This window comes from Rhodococcus sp. 008, assembly GCF_001682295.1.
GTDB lineage: Bacteria > Actinomycetota > Actinomycetes > Mycobacteriales > Mycobacteriaceae > Rhodococcus_F > Rhodococcus_F qingshengii.
Map to the genome: position 1 here is coordinate 6,259,752 of NZ_CP012749.1, position 18,878 is coordinate 6,278,629.

At 62.0% G+C, this 18,878-nt stretch carries 14 protein-coding genes and 1 pseudogene; 2 read left to right on the forward strand and 13 right to left on the reverse strand.

All coding sequences use genetic code 11. The features are described 5' to 3' along the window. Window positions 1-67 precede the first annotated feature (67 nt). Both AOT96_RS28915 and lepA read right to left on the reverse strand, forming a co-directional pair. The gene (locus tag AOT96_RS28915; RefSeq protein WP_030536619.1) at window positions 68-997 is read right to left on the reverse strand and encodes an NAD(P)H-dependent flavin oxidoreductase; all 930 of its coding nucleotides are present in this window, start codon (window positions 995-997) and stop codon (window positions 68-70) included. Window positions 998-1,003: 6 nt separating this feature from the next. Then, window positions 1,004-2,896, reverse strand: coding sequence for a translation elongation factor 4 (gene lepA / locus AOT96_RS28920; protein WP_003944564.1), 1,893 nt, complete (start codon window positions 2,894-2,896; stop codon window positions 1,004-1,006). 72 nt (window positions 2,897-2,968) lie between these two features. Between lepA and AOT96_RS28925 the strand changes: the two genes are divergently transcribed. Beyond that, the gene (locus AOT96_RS28925; protein ID WP_050654647.1) at window positions 2,969-3,502 is read left to right on the forward strand and encodes a type II toxin-antitoxin system PemK/MazF family toxin; all 534 of its coding nucleotides are present in this window, start codon (window positions 2,969-2,971) and stop codon (window positions 3,500-3,502) included. A 30-nt stretch (window positions 3,503-3,532) separates the two neighbouring features. Here AOT96_RS28925 and AOT96_RS28930 read toward each other — a convergent pair whose 3' ends face one another. From AOT96_RS28930 to AOT96_RS28945, 4 genes are read right to left on the reverse strand one after another with little or no spacing between them, the layout of a single operon-like run. Then, on the reverse strand, window positions 3,533-4,306 hold the full coding sequence (locus AOT96_RS28930) for an aquaporin (RefSeq protein WP_003944482.1): 774 nt from the start codon (window positions 4,304-4,306) through the stop codon (window positions 3,533-3,535). A 59-nt stretch (window positions 4,307-4,365) separates the two neighbouring features. Beyond that, window positions 4,366-5,196, reverse strand: coding sequence for a transglutaminase family protein (locus tag AOT96_RS28935; RefSeq protein WP_007731033.1), 831 nt, complete (start codon window positions 5,194-5,196; stop codon window positions 4,366-4,368). A gap of 8 nt (window positions 5,197-5,204) precedes the next feature. Continuing rightward, window positions 5,205-6,176, reverse strand: a complete 972-nt coding sequence (locus AOT96_RS28940) for an alpha-E domain-containing protein (protein WP_003944483.1) — start codon at window positions 6,174-6,176, stop codon at window positions 5,205-5,207. Between the two features lie 56 nt (window positions 6,177-6,232). Next, window positions 6,233-7,858: a circularly permuted type 2 ATP-grasp protein gene (locus AOT96_RS28945; protein WP_003944471.1), complete on the reverse strand. Its 1,626-nt coding sequence runs from the start codon at window positions 7,856-7,858 to the stop codon at window positions 6,233-6,235. Window positions 7,859-8,055: 197 nt separating this feature from the next. Here AOT96_RS28945 and rpsT point away from each other — a divergent pair, with 197 nt between their 5' ends. Continuing rightward, window positions 8,056-8,316, forward strand: coding sequence for a 30S ribosomal protein S20 (gene rpsT / locus AOT96_RS28950; RefSeq protein WP_003944567.1), 261 nt, complete (start codon window positions 8,056-8,058; stop codon window positions 8,314-8,316). A 672-nt stretch (window positions 8,317-8,988) separates the two neighbouring features. On the opposite strand, the gene holA is transcribed toward rpsT, so the two are convergent. The 7 genes and pseudogenes from holA to AOT96_RS28980 all read right to left on the reverse strand — a co-directional run bounded on the left by holA (window position 8,989) and on the right by AOT96_RS28980 (window position 18,691). Further along, window positions 8,989-9,966 carry a DNA polymerase III subunit delta gene (gene holA / locus AOT96_RS28955; protein WP_065352640.1) on the reverse strand — a complete coding sequence of 326 codons (978 nt, stop codon included), beginning with the start codon at window positions 9,964-9,966 and terminating at the stop codon, window positions 8,989-8,991. Next, window positions 9,963-11,561, reverse strand: a pseudogene (locus AOT96_RS28960) (ComEC/Rec2 family competence protein); the annotation flags it as partial. The pseudogene AOT96_RS28960 and the gene holA, both read right to left, overlap by 4 nt. A 457-nt stretch (window positions 11,562-12,018) precedes the next feature. Further along, window positions 12,019-13,323 (reverse strand): 5-methylcytosine restriction system specificity protein McrC, encoded by a 1,305-nt coding sequence (locus tag AOT96_RS28965; protein ID WP_065352641.1) that lies wholly within the window; start codon window positions 13,321-13,323, stop codon window positions 12,019-12,021. Between the two features lie 2 nt (window positions 13,324-13,325). Further along, window positions 13,326-15,167 carry an AAA family ATPase gene (locus AOT96_RS28970; protein ID WP_065352642.1) on the reverse strand — a complete coding sequence of 614 codons (1,842 nt, stop codon included), beginning with the start codon at window positions 15,165-15,167 and terminating at the stop codon, window positions 13,326-13,328. A gap of 109 nt (window positions 15,168-15,276) precedes the next feature. After that, on the reverse strand, window positions 15,277-15,402 hold the full coding sequence (locus AOT96_RS36390) for a hypothetical protein (RefSeq protein ID WP_257784560.1): 126 nt from the start codon (window positions 15,400-15,402) through the stop codon (window positions 15,277-15,279). Window positions 15,403-16,076: 674 nt separating this feature from the next. Further along, entirely contained in the window at window positions 16,077-16,940 is an 864-nt protein-coding gene (locus AOT96_RS28975) for a hypothetical protein (protein WP_065352643.1), read from the reverse strand. A gap of 149 nt (window positions 16,941-17,089) precedes the next feature. Further along, complete coding sequence (locus AOT96_RS28980; protein WP_231917364.1) at window positions 17,090-18,691, reverse strand: hypothetical protein; 1,602 nt, start codon at window positions 18,689-18,691, stop codon at window positions 17,090-17,092. Window positions 18,692-18,878 lie beyond the last annotated feature (187 nt).

Consider the following 18,878-nt stretch of genomic DNA (forward strand, 5'->3'; position numbering starts at 1 on the left):
ATACTCCTCCACTAGTTAGCAGAGGCTTACCTTCTCATATGGGACCCGGCTGTGTCCGACCTTGCTTTCAGGCGAAACGAGAGAGCAGACGCTCCGCATCGGCGCCGATGCGTCGAACCACGTCGCCGGCCGGATGGGTTCCGTGTACGAGTCCGACAGCTTCTCCGGCGTAGACGACTCCGCTGTGCGGATCCGACGGGTCGTACGCCTTTGCCAGCATTTCCTCATCGGCGTCGACTCCGTGCCAGGCGGCAGTGAACTCGTTGGCCACCGCGCGGCCACCCCACCGCTGCGGCCACGGTTGACTGCGCGCTCGGTCGAACACCGAGGTGTAAATCGTGTCGGCACTTCCGGCTTCGACGACGCGGTCGCGGGCATAGTCCGGCCCGACCGTCTCCGGGCTGGCGAGCAGCGCCGTTCCGATCATCACGCCTTCCCCGCCGGCTGCCAGGACTGCGGCCAAACCGCGGCCGGTCCCGATTCCGCCGGCCGCCAGTACTGGAAGTGATGTCGTTTCGAGGATCTCCTGCAGCAGCGGCAAGGTTCCGATTCGGCCCGTGTGACCGCCTGCCTCACCGCCTTGCGCGATCACGCCGTCGACACCCGCGGCCTCGACAATGCGAAGGTCTTCGAGCGTATTGATCTGTGACACAACGGGAATGCCCGCATCGTGGATTCGTCCGACATACGAGGCGGGATCACCGAACGACAAGGTGATCATGGTCGGCTCGACGGCAATCGCGGCGTCGAGCATCAACTCGTTCTCGGGCAGCGACCACGTCATCAGGCCGACGCCGAACTTTCCGCCGATCGAGCGGGCCACTTCGGCTTCGGCCTCGATCCACTCCGGTGTGTTGTACCGAGCCGCGCCGAGCAGCCCCAACCCGCCGGCCGCCGATACAGCTCCGGCGAGCGCGCCGCCCGCGCGACCACCCATGGGCGCCCCGAGAACCGGGATTTCGATTCCGAACTCTCGGGACAACCAGGTGGTGACCATGCGCTCCTACTTCTTGGGCTTCTCGCCGACCGATTCCGACGTCAAGGCCGCCACGAATGCTTCCTGCGGCACCTCGACGCGACCGATGGTCTTCATGCGCTTCTTGCCTTCCTTCTGCTTCTCGAGCAGCTTGCGCTTACGGCTGATGTCGCCGCCGTAGCACTTGGCGAGAACGTCCTTGCGGATTGCGCGAATGTTCTCGCGCGAGATGATCTTCGCGCCGATCGCGGCCTGGATCGGAACCTCGAACTGCTGGCGAGGAATCAGCTCACGAAGCTTCGACGTCATGCGTCCGCCGTAAGCGCCGGCGTTGGAACGGTGCACGATCGAGGAGAACGCGTCGACGGCCTCGCCCTGCAGCAGGATGTCGACCTTCACCAGATCGGCCTGCTGCTCACCGGCCTCCTCGTAATCGAGGCTGGCATAACCCTTGGTGCGGGACTTGAGGGCGTCGAAGAAGTCGAACATGATCTCGCCCATGGGCAGTTCGTAGCGCAGTTCGACGCGAGTCTCGGAGAGGTAGTCCATGCCGCCGAGCTCACCGCGACGGGACTGGCACAGCTCCATGATGGCGCCGACGTACTCACTCGGGGCGATGACGGTGCACTTGGCGACGGGCTCGTAGACCTCGCGAACCTTGCCTTCCGGCCAGTACGACGGGTTGGTGACGATGACCTCGGCCCCGTCCTCCATCACGACGCGGTAGACGACGTTGGGCGCGGTGGAAATCAGTTCGAGGCCGAACTCACGCTCGAGGCGGTCGCGGGTGATCTCCATGTGGAGCAGGCCGAGGAAGCCGCAGCGGAAGCCGAATCCGAGGGCAACCGACGTCTCGGGTTCATACGCCAGGGCCGCGTCGTTGAGACGGAGCTTGTCGAGGGCATCGCGCAGCACGGGGTAGTCCGAGCCGTCCATCGGGTAGAGGCCCGAGTAGACCATCGGCTTGGGATCGCGGTAGCCGACCAGCGGTTCGGTCGCGCCGTTGCGGGTGGTGGTGACGGTGTCACCGACGCGCGACTGACGGACGTCCTTCACACCGGTGATGAGGTAGCCCACCTCGCCGACGCCCAGACCGATACTGGCCTTCGGCTCGGGGGAAATGATGCCGACCTCGAGCAGTTCGTGTGTGGTGCCCGTGGACATCATCGTGATCTTCTCGCGGGGACGGATCCGACCGTCGACCACACGCACGTAGGTGACCACGCCGCGGTACGCGTCGTAAACGGAGTCGAAGATCATCGCGCGGGCGGGGCCGTCTGCATCGCCGACAGGCGCAGGTACCTGCTTGATCACCTCGTCGAGCAGTTCCTTGACGCCCATACCGGTCTTACCCGAGACGCGCAGGACATCACCGGGCTCGCAGCCCGTGATGTGCGCGATCTCTTCGGCATAGCGGTCGGGATCCGCGGCCGGGAGGTCGATCTTGTTGAGGACGGGAATGATCTTGAGATCCTTCTCCATCGCCAGGTAGAGGTTCGCCAGCGTCTGAGCTTCGATGCCCTGAGCAGCGTCGACCAGCAGAATTGCGCCCTCGCATGCTTCGAGCGCACGGGAGACCTCGTACGTGAAGTCGACGTGGCCGGGAGTGTCGATGAGGTGGAGGACGAACTCTTCGCCGTCGACGGTCCAGGGCAGACGAACGTTCTGAGCCTTGATGGTGATGCCGCGTTCACGCTCGATGTCCATACGGTCCAGGTACTGCGCACGCATCGCCCGCTCTTCGACCACACCGGTGAGCTGAAGCATGCGATCTGCCAGCGTCGACTTACCGTGGTCGATGTGCGCGATGATGCAGAAGTTCCGGATCTGCGCAGGATCCGTGAACGTCTTGTCGGCGAAGCTGCTGATGGGAGACCCCTTAGTCGGACCGGCACCGGCCCGGATCCGGGCCACTGTCAACCCTCAGGATATCCAAGTCTCGGCGCCGCCGTACCAGGGGTTCCCACGGGCGGGTGATTATGCTCGAACGCTATGGCAAGCATGTGGAAGCAGATCGGCAGAACCCTCGGCGCCCTCGCGGTGGAGAAGGGCCCTGCGTTGCTGCGCCAGCTGCAGTCGTCCACGTCCCAGTCGTCTGCCTCGAAGCCGGGTCCGTCCGGCCGCCCGATCGCCGCGCGGACGTCTCCGACCGCACATCGCGCCCGCAAGGTCGAGTACTCCCCCGACCTCGACGGCAAGGCCGATCCGGGCGAAATCGTCTGGACCTGGGTTGCCTACGAGGAGGATCCGACCCAGGGCAAAGACCGCCCGGTGCTGGTTGTCGGCCGCGACGGCAACACGCTGCTCGGTTTGATGCTGTCCTCGCAGAGCAAACGCGAAGGCGAGCGTGATTGGCTCGCAATCGGTTCGGGTCCATGGGACGGCGAGGGAAGGCCCAGCTGGGTCCGGCTCGACCGGGTGCTCGACGTTCCCGAGAGCGGGATCCGGCGCGAGGGCGCCATCATGGATCACAAGAAGTTCGACGCGGTCGCGGCAAAACTTCGGGCCGACTTCAGCTGGAGCTGAAGCCGACCCGGACGATGGAAACAGTGTCGATCAGCTGTCCATACGGTTGAACCGTCCGAAGAGTGCTCGATAGATGAGTGCACCGAGCGCACCGCCGATGAGCGGGAACACGATGAACAACCACACCTGACCGAGTGCACCGTCCTGGAACGGCGCGACAGCGAGGCTTCGAGCGGGGTTGACGGAGGTGTTGTCGATCGGGATCGAGATCAGGTGAATGACGGCCAGGGTGAAGCCGATGGACACCCCGGCGAGAGGCACGTCGGAGATCTGGTCGGTCGACGCGAGAACGACGAATACCAGCAGTGCTGTCAGCAGGATCTCGATGATCATGGCGGCACCGATGCCGTAGCCGTCGGAAACCACATTTCCGAGAAGATTCTTCTCGGCAGACGGACTGTGTGCGCCCCAACCGTTTGCACCCAAACCGTCAGCAGCACGGTTGTACGCCGGGAGACTGTTGGCCACCGTGTAGATCACGACGCCTGCGACCAAGCCGCCGATCACTTGCGCGACAACGTAAATCGCCGCATTGACGGCTGAGATTCGCCCGATCACGAATTGGCCGAGAGTCACGGCTGGGTTGACGTGGCAACCGGAAATCGGGCCGATCGCATATACGAGGAACAGCAGGGTCAGGCCGAATGCGAAGGCAACTCCGAGGTTGCCGACTTTCGCACCTGCAAAGACGGCAGTTCCGACTGCGGAGAACACGAGCACAAATGTTCCCACCGCTTCGGCCGCATACTTCTTCACATCCGAGATCGGTTCGATCTCAGTCAATTCCTGTGCAGTTGGAGACATATTCCCACCTTCTTCTCATCGAACGGTAGTAATGCTCACGCGCCTAGATTTGCCGGACTTTACGCAAGCCTGGTGATCTCCACAACAACTTCGAGATCTGTGGAACGTCCACCGGAAAAGATTCCCTTCAAAGGCGGCACATCCGAATAGTCCCTTCCTATTCCGACCGAGACATGCTGTTCATTCACAGCTATCGCATTGGTCGGGTCGTATCCCCACCACGCGCCGGTCCACGCCTCGATCCACGCGTGCGATTCGCCGACCACCGTGTCCCCGACTGCCGCATCACGTTTGGGGTGGAGATAGCCGGAAACGTATCGACACGGTATCCCCATCGTTCGAAGCAATACCAAGGTCAGATGCGCATAGTCCTGGCAGACGCCTTTCCGTGCCGACCACGCCTCGACCGCCGACGTATGCACTCCGGTCGTACCGGGAACATATGACATTTCGCCGTAAACCCATTGCGACGCAGCCACTACTGCATCTTCAGGTGATTTATCTTTGCGCAATTCCTTGGCAATTGTCGCCAGCTTACGATCACGCGGAACATATCTCGTGAAACTCAGTTGTTCGTTGAATCGATCTTTAATCGCGTTTCCCGACAATTCATCCCAGTCGACGGTTTCCTCGGGCTGAACGAACGGTTCCGTCTCCACCACCGACAGCCCGGTCACTTCGAGTTCCGTATGCGGGGCGTGCAAGTCGAAGGCGGTCACCGCGGTGCCCCAGTAATCGGTGTATCGGTAGGAACGCGTTGCCGGCTGGGTTTCGACGCGCGTGAGTATCACCGTCTGCCTGGTGTCGCCGCGAGGTGTCAATCGCGCTTCGTTGTACGACGACGTCACCGGGGCGTCGTACGCATATCCCGTGGTGTGCACGACCCTCATCCGCCAGCTCACAGCTCTCCCTCCACCGTCGACTCCGCATACGCGGCGCCGGCATCCGTCCACGCGACCCACGGCGCAGCGTGGAAGTACTGCAATGCAATTGCCTCACCCAGTTCGCGGCAGGTCTCCTGCCAACCGAGCAACCGTCCCTGCAGATCCTCGAGCAACACGCCCTGCGGCAGGAACTCGAGTTCGCTGCGTGCGCGGCCCAGAAGCCGCGGCGCCTCCGCCCGGATTCCGACGCGACTGCCCGGCTGCGGGTCGAGCTCCTGCAGGCACTTCTCGGCCTGCCTGATCGAGTGGAACACCGAGCGCGGAAAGAGCCTGTCCAACAAGATGAACTCGACGACGCGATTGGCGTCGAGCGCTCCGCGATACGTACGCAGATACGTGTCATGTGCGCCCGCCGAGCGAAGAACGCTGACCCATGCCGGCGACGACGGGCGGTCACCGGCGCGCGCCAGAAGCATCCGCACGATCATGTCGACACGTTCGATCGACCTGCCCAGCAGAAGGAACCGATAGCCGTCGTCGCGACTGAGCGTGGAATCCGCCAGGCCCGCGAACATCGCTGCGCGTTCCTCCACATAGCGGAAGAACTCGTGTGGCCCCAGCCTGCGTGAGGCACGTTCACGCTCGGCCAGTCCGTTGTACGTGGTGTTCAGGCACTCCCACATCTCACTCGACGTGACCTCACGCGCCCCGCGAGCATTCTCACGAGCACTTGCCAGCGAGTCCACGATCGAACCAACCTGGTTGCGGCTGAACGCAACCAGATCGGTGAGCGAGCGCACGTCGAGCTTGCCCTCCGGCGCCTCGATGCCGAGGACACGCAGGAGCAGACGCGACGTGCGGTCCGGGTCGACGGTGGCGTCGTCGAGCAATTGATGGACGGCGACGTCGAGGATCCGAGCAGTGTCGTCGGCGCGCTCGACGTAGCGGCCGATCCAGTAGAGGGACTCTGCGTTGCGAGCAAGCATCGGTCACCACGCTCCGTTCACTGATAGTTCTTGGTAGCTGGGCACTTCCGAGGTGTTCACTGTTGCTGCTGCTGTTGTTGCTGCGAGGTGCTCAGTTCGGGACCCTGCACCGGCTCCGCGGATTCCGGGGGCTCGGACACCAGTTCCTCGCCTGACAACTCTGGGTCTTCGTCAGAGGTGCGACTCGCAAGCACCCACGTGTCCTTGCTTCCGCCGCCCTGGCTGGAGTTGACCACCAGCGAACCTTCCGGAAGTGCCACCCGGGTCAGGCCGCCGGGCAACACCCACACGTCCTCACCGTCGTTGACGGCAAAGGGCCGCAAGTCCACGTGGCGCGGCGAGAGAACATCGTCGATCTTGGTCGGCACCGTGGACAACTGCACGAGTGGCTGCGCAATCCACCCGCGCGGGTCTGCCTTGATCTTGCGGGTGATCGCGGCCAGTTCCTTGGGGCTCGCGTCGGGTCCGAAGACGATTCCGTAGCCACCGGACCCTTCCACCGGCTTGATGACCAGTTCGGCGACGCGGTCGAGGACTTGCTCGCACTCCTCGTCCAACCAACAGCGGAACGTGTCGACGTTCTGCAAGAGCGGCTTCTCACCGAGGTAGTAGTCGATGATCTGCGGAACGTAGGTATAGACGAGTTTGTCGTCACCGACTCCGTTGCCGACGGCGCTCGAGATCACCACGTTACCCGCCCGCGCCGCATTCAGTAGGCCTGCGACGCCGAGAATCGAATCCGGACGGAAGTGCATCGGGTCGAGATACTCGTCGTCGATGCGGCGATAGATGACATCGACCTGGCGCTCGCCTTCCGTAGTGCGCATGTACACCATGTTGTCGCGGCAGAACAGGTCGCGACCTTCGACGAGTTCCACACCCATCTGACGAGCGAGCAACGAATGCTCGAAATAGGCGGAATTGGCGATACCCGGTGTGAGAACAACCACTGTCGGGTCCGCTTCGTTGAGTGCAGCACCCGCACGCAGCGCCCTCAGCAGGTGTGTTGCGTAATCACCGACCGCCCGCACCTTGTGGGACATGAACAGATCCGGGAACACCCGAGTCATGGTGCGACGGTTTTCCATCACATAGGAGACACCGGACGGAGATCGCAGATTGTCCTCGAGGACTCGGAACTCTCCCGCCTCGTCTCGGACCAGGTCGATACCCGCGACGTGAATTCGCACACCGTTGGGCGGCACGATGCCGGCTGCTTCACGGTGGAAGTGCTCGCACGAGGTCACCAAGCGGCGCGGCAACACGTGATCGCGCAGGATTCGCTGCTCGCCGTAAATGTCCGCGAGGAACAACTCGAGCGCCTTCACTCGCTGCTTGATGCCCTTTTCAAGCCGCGACCACTCCTGCGCGGCGATGACGCGCGGCACCAGATCCAACGGAAACGGTCGCTCCTGCCCGGACAGCGAGAACGTCACGCCCTGGTCGATGAATGCGCGTCCGAGTGCGTCGGCACGCGCGGCAAGGTCGGCGCTGCTCGTCGGCGCCAGGGCTTTGTACACACCCTTGTACGGACCACGCACCGAGCCGTCGGGCTCGAACATCTCGTCGAAAGCCAACTCGTAGCGACCGATGTCTGAATATCCGTCGAACACTGCGGCAGGACGCGCTCGGGTGGTGGTCGAACCTGTTTTACTCGAACTTTTCGAAGGCGGCGGCGTCATAGGGCAACATGCTGCTACAAGTGGGGCTATTCGGCAGCGCGGCGAGAAATCGGGCGCTCGGTGTACCCTTCTCGACAGACGCAACGTGCGACGGTTTGGGTTCTTGGGCCCTCGGCTGGTAATCTTGCCAGTCGGTGCATCAGTGCGCCCACAGCTTTCTCGACCGTAACCAGCTAAAGACGACAAGGATTTTACGCGTGGCCAACATCAAGTCCCAGGTGAAGCGAATCCGTACCAACGAGGCGGCCCGACTCCGTAACCAGTCGGTGAAGTCCTCGCTGCGTACCGCGATCCGTTCATTCCGCGAGGCTGCGGCAGCCGGTGACAAGGACAAGGCCAACGAGCTCCTCGTCTCCACCAGCCGCAAGCTCGACAAGGCAGCCAGCAAGGGCGTCATTCACGCCAACCAGGCTGCCAACAAGAAGTCTGCACTCTCGCAGGCTGCCAACAAGCTCTGACGTTTCCACTGTGACGGTTCGCCGTCACACTGGTTCGTCTCGATAGCCGCCAGGTCGAAAGACCAGGCGGCTATTTTGCGTATTCAATCGGGTCAGTGCGAAGACCCGCCATCCATGTCTTGCAGCGAATATGTGGAGCGGGCTGCAACCGTCTGATGATGGCGATCAACGGGCACGGGAAGCGCCCTCGCAGCTGGTTGTTCCCGACTGTCTTCTGGGCGGTCGTCGCTTTCGGCGTAGTGGCCGCCCTGGGAATCCCTCGTTGGTGGGAATCATTGACGGTTGCAGTCGTGGGAGGTGCCGCAAGCTACGGATGGTGTAGGCGCAGGCAACGTAGCGAATTCCGGATCTTCTTCGGCGTGATGTGTTCACTCGTTGCGATTCTGGCGTTTCTCGCCGTTGGACGAGCGGTACTCACCACCGTGAAGGTGCCGGTGGACACAATCGGCCAAGAAACCATTGCCTGCGGCAGTGTGGTGAATCCGGTGTCGCACGACTCACTACGGGTGACCGACATCAGAACAGGTGAACCAACGACACAGCCTCAGGCCATTCCGCATACTCAGTTGGAGCAAGCCTGCGTGAAACGCCTCGACTACCGGGCGGGTGAGGCCACGGCCGCCACTGTCGTCGGACTACTTCTGGCCGGACGCGCAGTAGGCCACGTTGTACTCAGTTCTTCCGCAACGCGCACACTTTCCGCACTGCCATCTCCAGGGCGAAGGACGAGTCGACTGCGGCACCCTTCACGTCGGCATTGAGGGCGGCGACGATCTGCATCGCAGCGCCGATCGACGTGGGATCCCAGCCGCCGACCTCCTTGATCGCCTTCTTGACCTTCCACGGCGGCATTCCGAGATCCGACGCCAACCGGAACGGGTCACCGCCCCGTGCAAACGGGCCGACCTTCGCGATGGTGTGGACTGCGTCAGCGAGGGCATCCGCGAGCAGAACATGGGCTGTTCCGATCTGATCTGCCCATCGGAGCGCCTCGAGCGCACCCCGGGTATCGCCGACGATGACTTTGTCGGCCACGTCGAATCCGGAAACCTCGGCCTTGCCCGAGTAATACTTGTGGACCGCATCGACGTCGATCTTGCCGCCCGTATCTGCCGCCAATTGCGAGCAGGCCGACGCTAGTTCGCGGAGGTTGGAGCCGACGCTTTCGATCATCGCGGCGATCGCATCTGGCGCAACCCTGACGTCTGCGGTCCGAAACTCACCCCGGACGAAGTCGACAAGCTGACTCTTGTTCAGTTTTCCGCAGTTGTGAACCGTCGCGCCGAGCTTCTCGAGGGCCGGCGCCAACGCTTTCGCGCGACCGCCGCCCGAGTGCACGACGATCAGAACCACACCTTCTGCCGGCTCGCGTGCAGCCTCCAGGACAAGCGCTACGGCATCTTTGCCTGCTTCTGCAGCCGCTTCCAAGACGATCACACGGTCTTCGGCAAAAAGAGAAGGGCTGAGCAACTCGGCCAACTCGGGAGCATTGGTGTCGCCCGCGCGCATCTTGGTCACCGGGAGATCCGAAATACCCTGGCCGCGGTCACCGCGGACGGCTCTGATGAGCTGCGATACCGTGCGGTCGATCAGGAACTCGTCGTCCCCGAGAACAAGATGCAGCGGATCGACTCCAGACGGATTACTCACCCGAAGATGGTCCCACGAGGAACCGACACGATCGACACAGACCCGCCGCCCCCGCCGTACACAGCGACGGTGCCGTCGACGTCGGTCCGAACCACCGCCCCGCCCAATGAATCCAGTTCATCGAGAACCTCCGCATTCGGGTGCCCGAAACTGTTGCCGACGCCGACGCTGATCATCGTCAACCTCGGACGCACCGCTTCCAGAAATGCCGACGACGTGGTCCGAGAACCGTGATGGGGCAGCTTCAACACATCGGCCTTCACGTCCGTTCCCGATCGGAGGATGGCCTCCTCCCCCGCAACTTCGGCGTCGCCCGTCAACAGAATTCGACCCGCGCCCGTGTGCGCCATCACCACCAGCGACTGATCGTTGGCTGCATCTGCGGCATCGACGGAATCGCGGGGAGCTGGAACCAACGGACCGAGAACCTCCACGTTCACCGATCCCAGCGTCAACTCCATACCTGCGAGCAACGAGACAACCGGAACGGCCTGCGAGTCGGCGGCATCCTTCACCGCTCGAAAACCTGACTCCGGCAACAACATCGACCCGACTCCGATCGCAGCGACCGAACGCCCACTCAGGACTGCTTCCAATCCACCGATGTGATCGGCATGAAAATGACTGATCATCAGCAACGCGATGTCGTTGACGTCCAACATGTTCAGGCAACGATCCATCGACGTGGGATCAGGACCGACATCGATCACGATTACCCTGCCGTCTCCAGTCGAGAGCACAAGACCGTCCCCCTGACCGACGTCGCACATCACCAGCGCCCACCCCGGAGCAAAACGGCCACCCCCGAACACGTGTTGAAAGATCAGGGCCAGAACAACTCCCAGAACAAGAACGCCGAGCACCCATCTCGAAATCCGATTCCACAGCGTCAGGGCCGCGGCCAGTAGGACTCCCACGACGACGAGGGCACCGATGAGTCCTGACGGCACTACCACCGACGCTCCGGGAAGCGCCGCCGCCCGTTCGGACACGCACAGCAGCCACCCCATCGGCGGCCGCACCAATGGCGCGACGAACACCGCGATCGGTGGACAGATCAGCGCACACAAGGCAATCACCGCACCGAACACCGTGATGATTCCGATCACGGGCGCCACCGCCATGTTCGCGGCAATCGTGACTACGCTGAAGGTTCCCGCCATGGCGCCCACCAACGGTGCAGTCACGACAAACGCAGCACCCGAGACAGCTGTCATCTCCGAAAACCAACGGGGCCAGCCTCTTCGGCGAAGCACGTCCACCCACACCGGCGCAATGATCACCAGCGCGCCCGTCGCAGTAGTCGACAGCGCAAACCCCCAGTCGACGGCCAGCTCGGGCATCACGACAACCAGAACGATGACGGCGGCAGCAAGAGCAGGCAGCGCCTGTTTGCGCCGACCAGTGACCAGACTGAGCAGGCCTACCAAGCCCATCACCGAGGCGCGCAGAACACTCGGCGACGGCCTCGCGACGACAACAAAGGCAACGAGGGCTACCGCCGCCAAAGCGGCGCCGACCCGCGGACTGAGCGCCGCGGCTCTGACCAACAGCAGAACGGCCCCGAGCAGAATGCTGATGTTGGCGCCAGAGATAGTTCTTTAGGGGTATGCGTAACGCACTTTCCGATCCCCAAGGTGTACCGATATATAGGCCTGATCGAGCAAGTGGTGCGACCAACGCCTACAGGAGAAATCTCGTGCAAGCGCTCGTCTGTCGTGGAAGACGGAAGCGGAGCGGCGAGGAGAGGGATGATCCTTTCTCGATCATCCACTGAATTATCTAGCCTCACAACGCTTTTACAGGTGTCAACCTTACCGGCCGCTCGAGTCAGGCGTCCACAGCCTCTTCGTCCACTCTCGATCAGGATTGCTGCCGTGAAGGTGGGTTAAGGGACGGCCTGAGACAGTGCTACTGCTGCACGAACAAGTGGCTCTCGTGATGCCAACCCGCCACAACGCTTGGGATACTTCACACCGTTTGTCCCTCGCTCTGATGACTGCTAACGCCCCAGAGTCGAGACCGGCCAACCAGGTGTGTTTACCACAGGTATTAATGACCGCCGAACCATTGCGTCAGCTTTGCGACACATCGATCCTTCTCTGTCGGCAGAGTTAGGAACGAAAGCGTGCTGTCATTCGTCTGCCAGGGGCTGTTTCGCTCAGCTGTTGGCAGTTCGACACTGGTCGATGGGTAGGCCAGCGCTGCGATCGGCGCCTTGAACGTCGAGGAGTACGCATGTAGCTGGTAGAGGTCCTCGCGATCGACCCCGCGCCTGCCGCCAAGTCTCTTGTACTTTGCATCCAGTAGCGCCGCAATCGGGTCTTCCCCTACGAAGACATCGGGATAAAGCTTGCCGATTGTGCGATCAGGATCGACTGTGGAGCGTGCGAGGTGGCCCGAGACCTGTTCGGTTGTTCCGTGCATTACGGGCTGTTCGGTGGCCAGACCAACGCAGTGCAGGACGAACAGCTCCCACAGCTCGGCGACGTCAATCAGCACTCCGTGAGTCGACTCGTCGGCGGCAGCGACACCTAGCGGGTCCTCGTTGAGAATTCCCCACGACAGCTCAGCTGCCCGCCGCCATTTGATAGTGATCGGGCTGTAGCGAGCCGTCCGGATCTCGTGCAGCGTCGGCATCTTTGGCCGAGCTCCGGTGGCGGCACGCAGCATAGCTATCTGGTCGTGGAGGCGAGCCCCGCGCCAGCGATCTCCGGCCAGTCGCTGGTCGAAGTATCGGTCCGCCAGGACTACCGCACTCGCCGGCGCGTTGTCGTAGCTACGTACCACCCGGGTTGACACCAAGCCGTGGTACCCAGCTGCCCGCCGACGGGCGGTGGCCGCCACGTCGAGACGCCCGTGAACAGACAGGCCGAACGAGCTAACTTTTGCCCCTGCCCTCGGCAAGGCGTGCTGGCCTGCCGTGAGCACAGAAGCGCGCCACAATGCAGCCAGGAGTTGCGTGATTACATTGCTCGCCTCACTGGAGTGTGCGGCCGTGTGTGGGAGCACCTGGACGTTGAGGATCGTGCTAATCCATCCGGTGATCGTCTCGATGCCCAGGCGAGGCCTGATCTCCAAAGTCCTTCCCTTGTGGCGGATCTCGCCGATGTAGCGGTTGGCTCGCCAACCGTCGGCATCCCTGGCCAGAATTGGCTCGATCGTCGGCTCGTGGTCTCCCCGCAGCTGCGCGTTCAGGACGAACGGCTCCGGCGAAAGCTCGGCGATTTCGGCCAGCCAGCGTTGTTCTTGATCAGTCGGTCTGCGATCCCAGTGTGCCTCCGAGGTCAAGTCGTTGATCACCAACCGACCCTCGGAGACCACTTCTGCCTCGGTCCTGCCCTTCTTGTCAGACACGGTCAGCTTGTCGGCCGGGCCAGCAGGAGCTGTTCAAGCTCAGCGAGCTGTTCCGCCCGCCGGTCCGAGCCAGCCAGGTACTGCGCCAGTACGGGTTGGATCGACAAGGCCCACAATGAGCGCAGCGGCGCAAGCGGCTTGCCATTGGCGTCCCACAGATACTTGCCGCCGTTACGGCCATGGCGCTTATTGCGCCACTCACGCCCAAGGAAATACGGCAAGTCTCCGAACACAGCCGCTCCGAGTTCGTATTCCTGCCCTAGCTCGGGCAGTTGGCCGATCCGTGCGTTCAGCCGGGTGACGCAACCGGCGAGCATTTCGAGCTGGGCCAAAGCCTTGCTCCATTCCACCACCACGGACTGCTCGCTCCACTGCGCCACCCATATCGAATACAGGTCCTCTTCGTCGTACGGCGTGGCGAACCAGAAGAAGCGGCGACGCAGCGCGAAGTCCAAAGCCTCGACCGACTGGTCGATCTCGTTCATCGTGCCGATGATGTAGAGGTCACCAGGGATCGTGAAGCGGATCGGCACACCGTCGTCACCCTCAGCGAACAGCTCGAATTCGGTATCGCGCTTGTCGCGTTCCATCGCGCTGAACGCCTCGCCGAACATTGTGCTCAGGTCGGTGCGGTTTATCTCGTCGAGGATCAGTACGTGCGGCAGTGCACGTTCCCCCAGACCCTCGCGCTCGGTACGCATCCGCTCCACCAGCCGCGGCAGTGCGCCGAGCTGGTGGGTGGTCCCGCCGTCGGCGTCGAGGCGAAGCCCGACCATGAATTCTGCGTAACCGTAAGATGGGTGCATCTGTAGGCGCGTTACGTTGTCGACGACTGCCTGATCGACTTTGTCAGGGTTGGTGAAGTAGTCACCCACACCCCACCGTTGCAAGGCCGCGGTTCGTATCAAAGTCTCAGCGAGCTTCCCCGCACGATAAGTTTTGCCGGTACCGGGGGGCCCGTAGAAGACGATCTGCTTCTTGAACTCCAGAGCGAACTCCGGGTTCAGTGCCTCATTGTCCCCGGATTTCGTCACAGGCCGCCAGATTGGCTCGAGATCGGAGCTGTAATAGTCGCGGCGGTCCTCATCCCAGTCGGGCAGATGTCTCTTCAACGTCTGCCGGATTGAATACAGCTTTTCGTCCTGGCTGGCATCTGGGTCACTAGTGTCGAGTTCGCCGAACGCCTTCAGCACGAGTTCCTTGTGCTGGTTCGAGGCAATTCGCTCGAAATGCTCGGGATACAGCAGGTGGCACACGATGTGGCGCATCGAATCGCTCTGGCGCTCCCCTGCGTCGGCGAACTGTGCGAACCCCCAGGGGTTATCGTGCAGCAGTGCGGCCCTCCCCTCGGGCGACTTCTGCTTCAGCCGCAAAGCTAGATCCATCAGGTAGCCGACATGGATGTCCTGACGGGTGTTGTAGTACTGACCCGGATTGGCGATCGAGCTCTGCAGCGCCTGGTACGCCCGGCTGTCGGTACTCACTTGTAGCTCTGGATTATCAGGCCCGATGGTCTTGTTGATCATCTCGGTCTTTCGGGCAGGGCCGACTGCCTCAGTAACCAGGTAGTAGACCAACAAGCACTCGGCGGCAAGCAGTCTGACCTCGGCGCCGGCACCCTCGAGTTGCAGCTCCCACTTGCTCTCGAAGCTTCCGCCGCCCTCCTCGCCCTCTAGGAGGTTGCCCCAAAACCTCTTGTTCAGCTCGTCGAGCCCGCGTTCAGACCAAGAGTCCGGAAACTCATTCGGACGCAGCAAGGAAGTATCCCCAATCAGGGAAGCCTCACGCCATTGGACACACAGCTCGTCGATTGACCGGCGAGAACGTGCAGAGTAGACAGCCATGACTCATCTTCTCACCCCAGGCGCTGGGACTATCTCGCTGAGGAGTGACAAAGAAGGCGTGTCCCCGACGTCTGCGACCCTTCTATGAGCCGTCTCGCTTGGACCCATCTCAGTCGTCGGTCGTGAACCGCTGTAGCTCTGCCGACCAGCCGGGCGGAGGGTCGATGTCCCACGTGGACCTGTCCCACGTGAGCAGGTCGAGGGTCTCGGTGAGGCGGTCGCGCTCGTCGTTCATACATCCTTGGACGTGCGCAACATGGGCGCGGTTCCATCACGTGCCCATGTCGAACCCTGCCCTTCAAACCTTTCGGCACTTGAGGGCAGATATAGATGATTGACGGGGTGGGTATGTGGTTCGCCGCGGGCATCTCACCGCTGAGGTACCGAGCTGCGGCGAAGCATGGCTGCCCGTGCACCTGAACAACAACACCCCCGAAACGCGCTCGTTATAGGGATTCGTGGTGCTCATGCACTTGGGTAGCGCTACCTTCGGCACACCGAGTTCGTTGGGGGGCGGAAGGCCGCATCGGCTGTCCAGGGTCGTCCACAACTCCCCCTCCACGATATTCCAATCTAGATACAAGCGGACTGCCTCGTGCCCGGGATGACGGATTGTGCCACGTTGGCACCGTCACCAGGGCGGAGCACCGTCGACCCGACACAGTTTCACGCTGACTAGGGGCGCGAATGCAATTCGTGAACCCGCCGCCACCCCATTCGGGCACACAAATCTCGCAGGGATCGGGTCCAACTCCGTTGGTGGTCGTCGTTGCAAGCGAACCACTTGAGTGTGCGGTCGTGTGCATCGTAGGCGGTAGGCCTGAAGACGCTGCGCTACCGGAGCCTCATCGGCGTGTGCCGCTCTGGCATTTGATCCCAAAATAGATGAGCTAGCGGGTGGATGAGCAGTTATTGGGGTGCGTCAAAATAGATAGGCGCTACACCGTGATTGGCCAGAACGGCGCTTGTGTAACGCATCAAAGCGACGCGTGCCGTATCGATCCCGTCGTCGAACTGCCCGCCAGCGAAATTGACGTCTCGTTGTCGATGAGCGGTTCGCTCAGCCTTTGCCGCAGCGGTGACCTCGTTCCTCAGGACGCGTAGAAGTTTGCGAATCTCGGCCATCTGCAACCGGAGACCCGGTACCGAGGATGCCGGTAGGCTGCGGAGCACGAATCGCGCGTCGCGGGTGTTTAGTTGCCCCGTCGAGAGGAACTCTTGGACGTCTTTGATCGCTTGGAGCTGCTCCTGAACGGACAGTTCGTGAGCTGCCGAGTGTACGAAGGCGGGCCTGTCGAAGGCGACCCTCAACTGCTCCATATATGAGTCGGAGAGGCTGTGCAGCGGAAGTTGCGACATGTATTGCTGCGAAGCCTCCAGGTTGTTCATCATATCAACAGCGATGTCATCCCACGAGCTCACGACTACTAAGAATGGGTGCTTCTTGCTCGCCTTTCGCGCGGCGATCTGGTCCTCGGTGTCCCGAGGTGTCGTCGAGTAAATAATGAAGCGACTCAGTCCGCCGGGGAACTTGCTCGCTTTTTGCGCCTCGGATAGGACCGTGGCCTCGCCAAGCGACTTCACGTGCTTGCACTGGTACCCGTCGGCGGTTCCATCCCTCCTCGTGATGAGAACGTCGACTCCGTCCTGAACCTGTCCGCTTCGGCCGAAGCGCTGCACCGTCGCATCCGGATGCCGGTCCTTGGTGAGGCGTTCGATAAGCGTCTCGAAGTCCTGATAGGTGGGAGGGGTCGGGAACTTGTAGGGCTCCAATTTGTTTGTCCTCCTAGTTGGCGGTCCTGTTTGGCCTCAGTCCGGAGCGGCACTTGCCCGCGGATAACAGTAGACGGTCTGGCGGACTACGCCGTGCTCGCGGACAAGCAGAGCGATGCCCTCCTGTCGATCATTCCCCCAGTCACATGTCATTCAGCTCTGCTGCTTCCGAGACGCAAGGCACCGAACTCCTCAGAGAAGTTATCTAAGTTGTCCTGCAGGTCATCCGACCCGTACTGGTAACTGACCATGTGGACGTTGGCCCCATCGGTACGGTTATAAAAGTAGGTCGTGTACTGAGCGTTGGGCGGCGCAGCGCGAAGTTGAACGAAGTGTCCGAGGCGCAGCGGTGACTGCGAGCCGTCCTTCACCAAGTACAACTCGCCGTCCATCATCATGTCTCCGACGCTGAAGCCCCTTGTAGCGAAAGGAGATCGGGTCCCGACCGCAACTTCCGCAGACTGCACGAACCCTCCACGCGCGCGCTTGGCGCTGCCCGCACGAACGAGAACGAGCTGCGCCCAGACGTTTCCGAGCAGTTGCCGCAGGTCTCTGAGGTCTGACACTAACGAGGCAACCTGTGTTGTCCACGCCTCGTCGGACGTGAAGCCCGTGTGACCGAGCCACCGGTTCCGCTTGACGTTCACTTCTTTGAACTTGTTGACAATGCTCTTCGAGATCAGTCTCTCGACACCGGTCTGGGTGAGGTCGCCGAAGGCTCGGCGGATCCGAGCCACTTCGTCAGCGCCGCCCTTCTCGAGCGCACGACGGAGGCCGCTGGACGTCCTCTCGATGATGATCACCCAAGTCCCAAAGGAGGCCCGTTCGATACCCAAGTTCTGGTCCTGCAGCGTCTGGCGAATTGCCGCTTCGACCTCGCTACTACTCCCCGGATCGCTTCGACTCGCAGAGAGCAGGACGGTAGCGTGGAAGGTCACGATCGCTTCCCAGGCGTGGATATAGGCGCGCTGCTGCGCGCCAAGCGAAGCCGCGGTCTCAGCGGTCCATAAGGCTGAAGCGATGGGGAACGGCAACTGGTCGAGCCATGCGCTCACCGAGTCGTCAAACGCATGCGCCATTGCGTTCACAACATCCTCCGCGCTCTCCGGAGCCGACCAGATGTTCTCCCGTTGACCGCTCAGCATCGCTTGGAACGAGCCCAGCTGCTCGTCTGCCGAAGCCAGCGCGAGCTGGGTGCTTCGGTCTGGCACGGGGAGAACGAGCTCATCCGCCCAACGCATCAAGGCGGCAGTGTCTGATCTCAGGGCTTGAAACACGCCTGAACTGCTGGCCTCGACCGCCCGACGCCGACTGGAAACGCCCTGCTCCGAGTTGAGCCAGGCTGCCAGAAAGGTCGGTTCAACCTGGTCGCCGTCAAGCTGGATCGAGAGGATTCGACCGTCAGAACCCGTATCACCGCTCTCTGCGGCAACCCTGCCCTCACGCGTGGTCGGGACGAAGAGCCGACGCTCCGACGGTGCATCGATCGCGCTCGTGAGCGACTCAGGCTCACGAGCAAGAAGGCTGCTCAGGCGTCGCCCGGCCCACCCGTGAGTCTCGATGTCCTTAAGAATCTCTCGCGCGTCATCCCCGAAGATCCGGCTCGGGTCGAGATCGATGACCTCGCGTGGCTCCTCGGCGATCAAAACACCGGAGTCCGGACCGTAGCGGGAATCTAAGAACTGGCTGTCGATACTTGTGTCGTTGTACGTCGTCAAACGCCACGAGAGCTCCCGCCCTTCACTGGACACTCGAGCCAGCCGAGCCTCCCTTCGGGTGAACTGCCGTATGGCGATAGTCCGGTTTCGGGGCCCGGGCTTGCCCGTCCTCAGCCCTGATTCGAGCTCGCGAAATGCAGCGATCGACATTGAGCGGTGCCGGCGCTCGGTCGTGAACTGTGTCCGAAGATCGGCAATCATCGCCTTGCCTCGCATGACT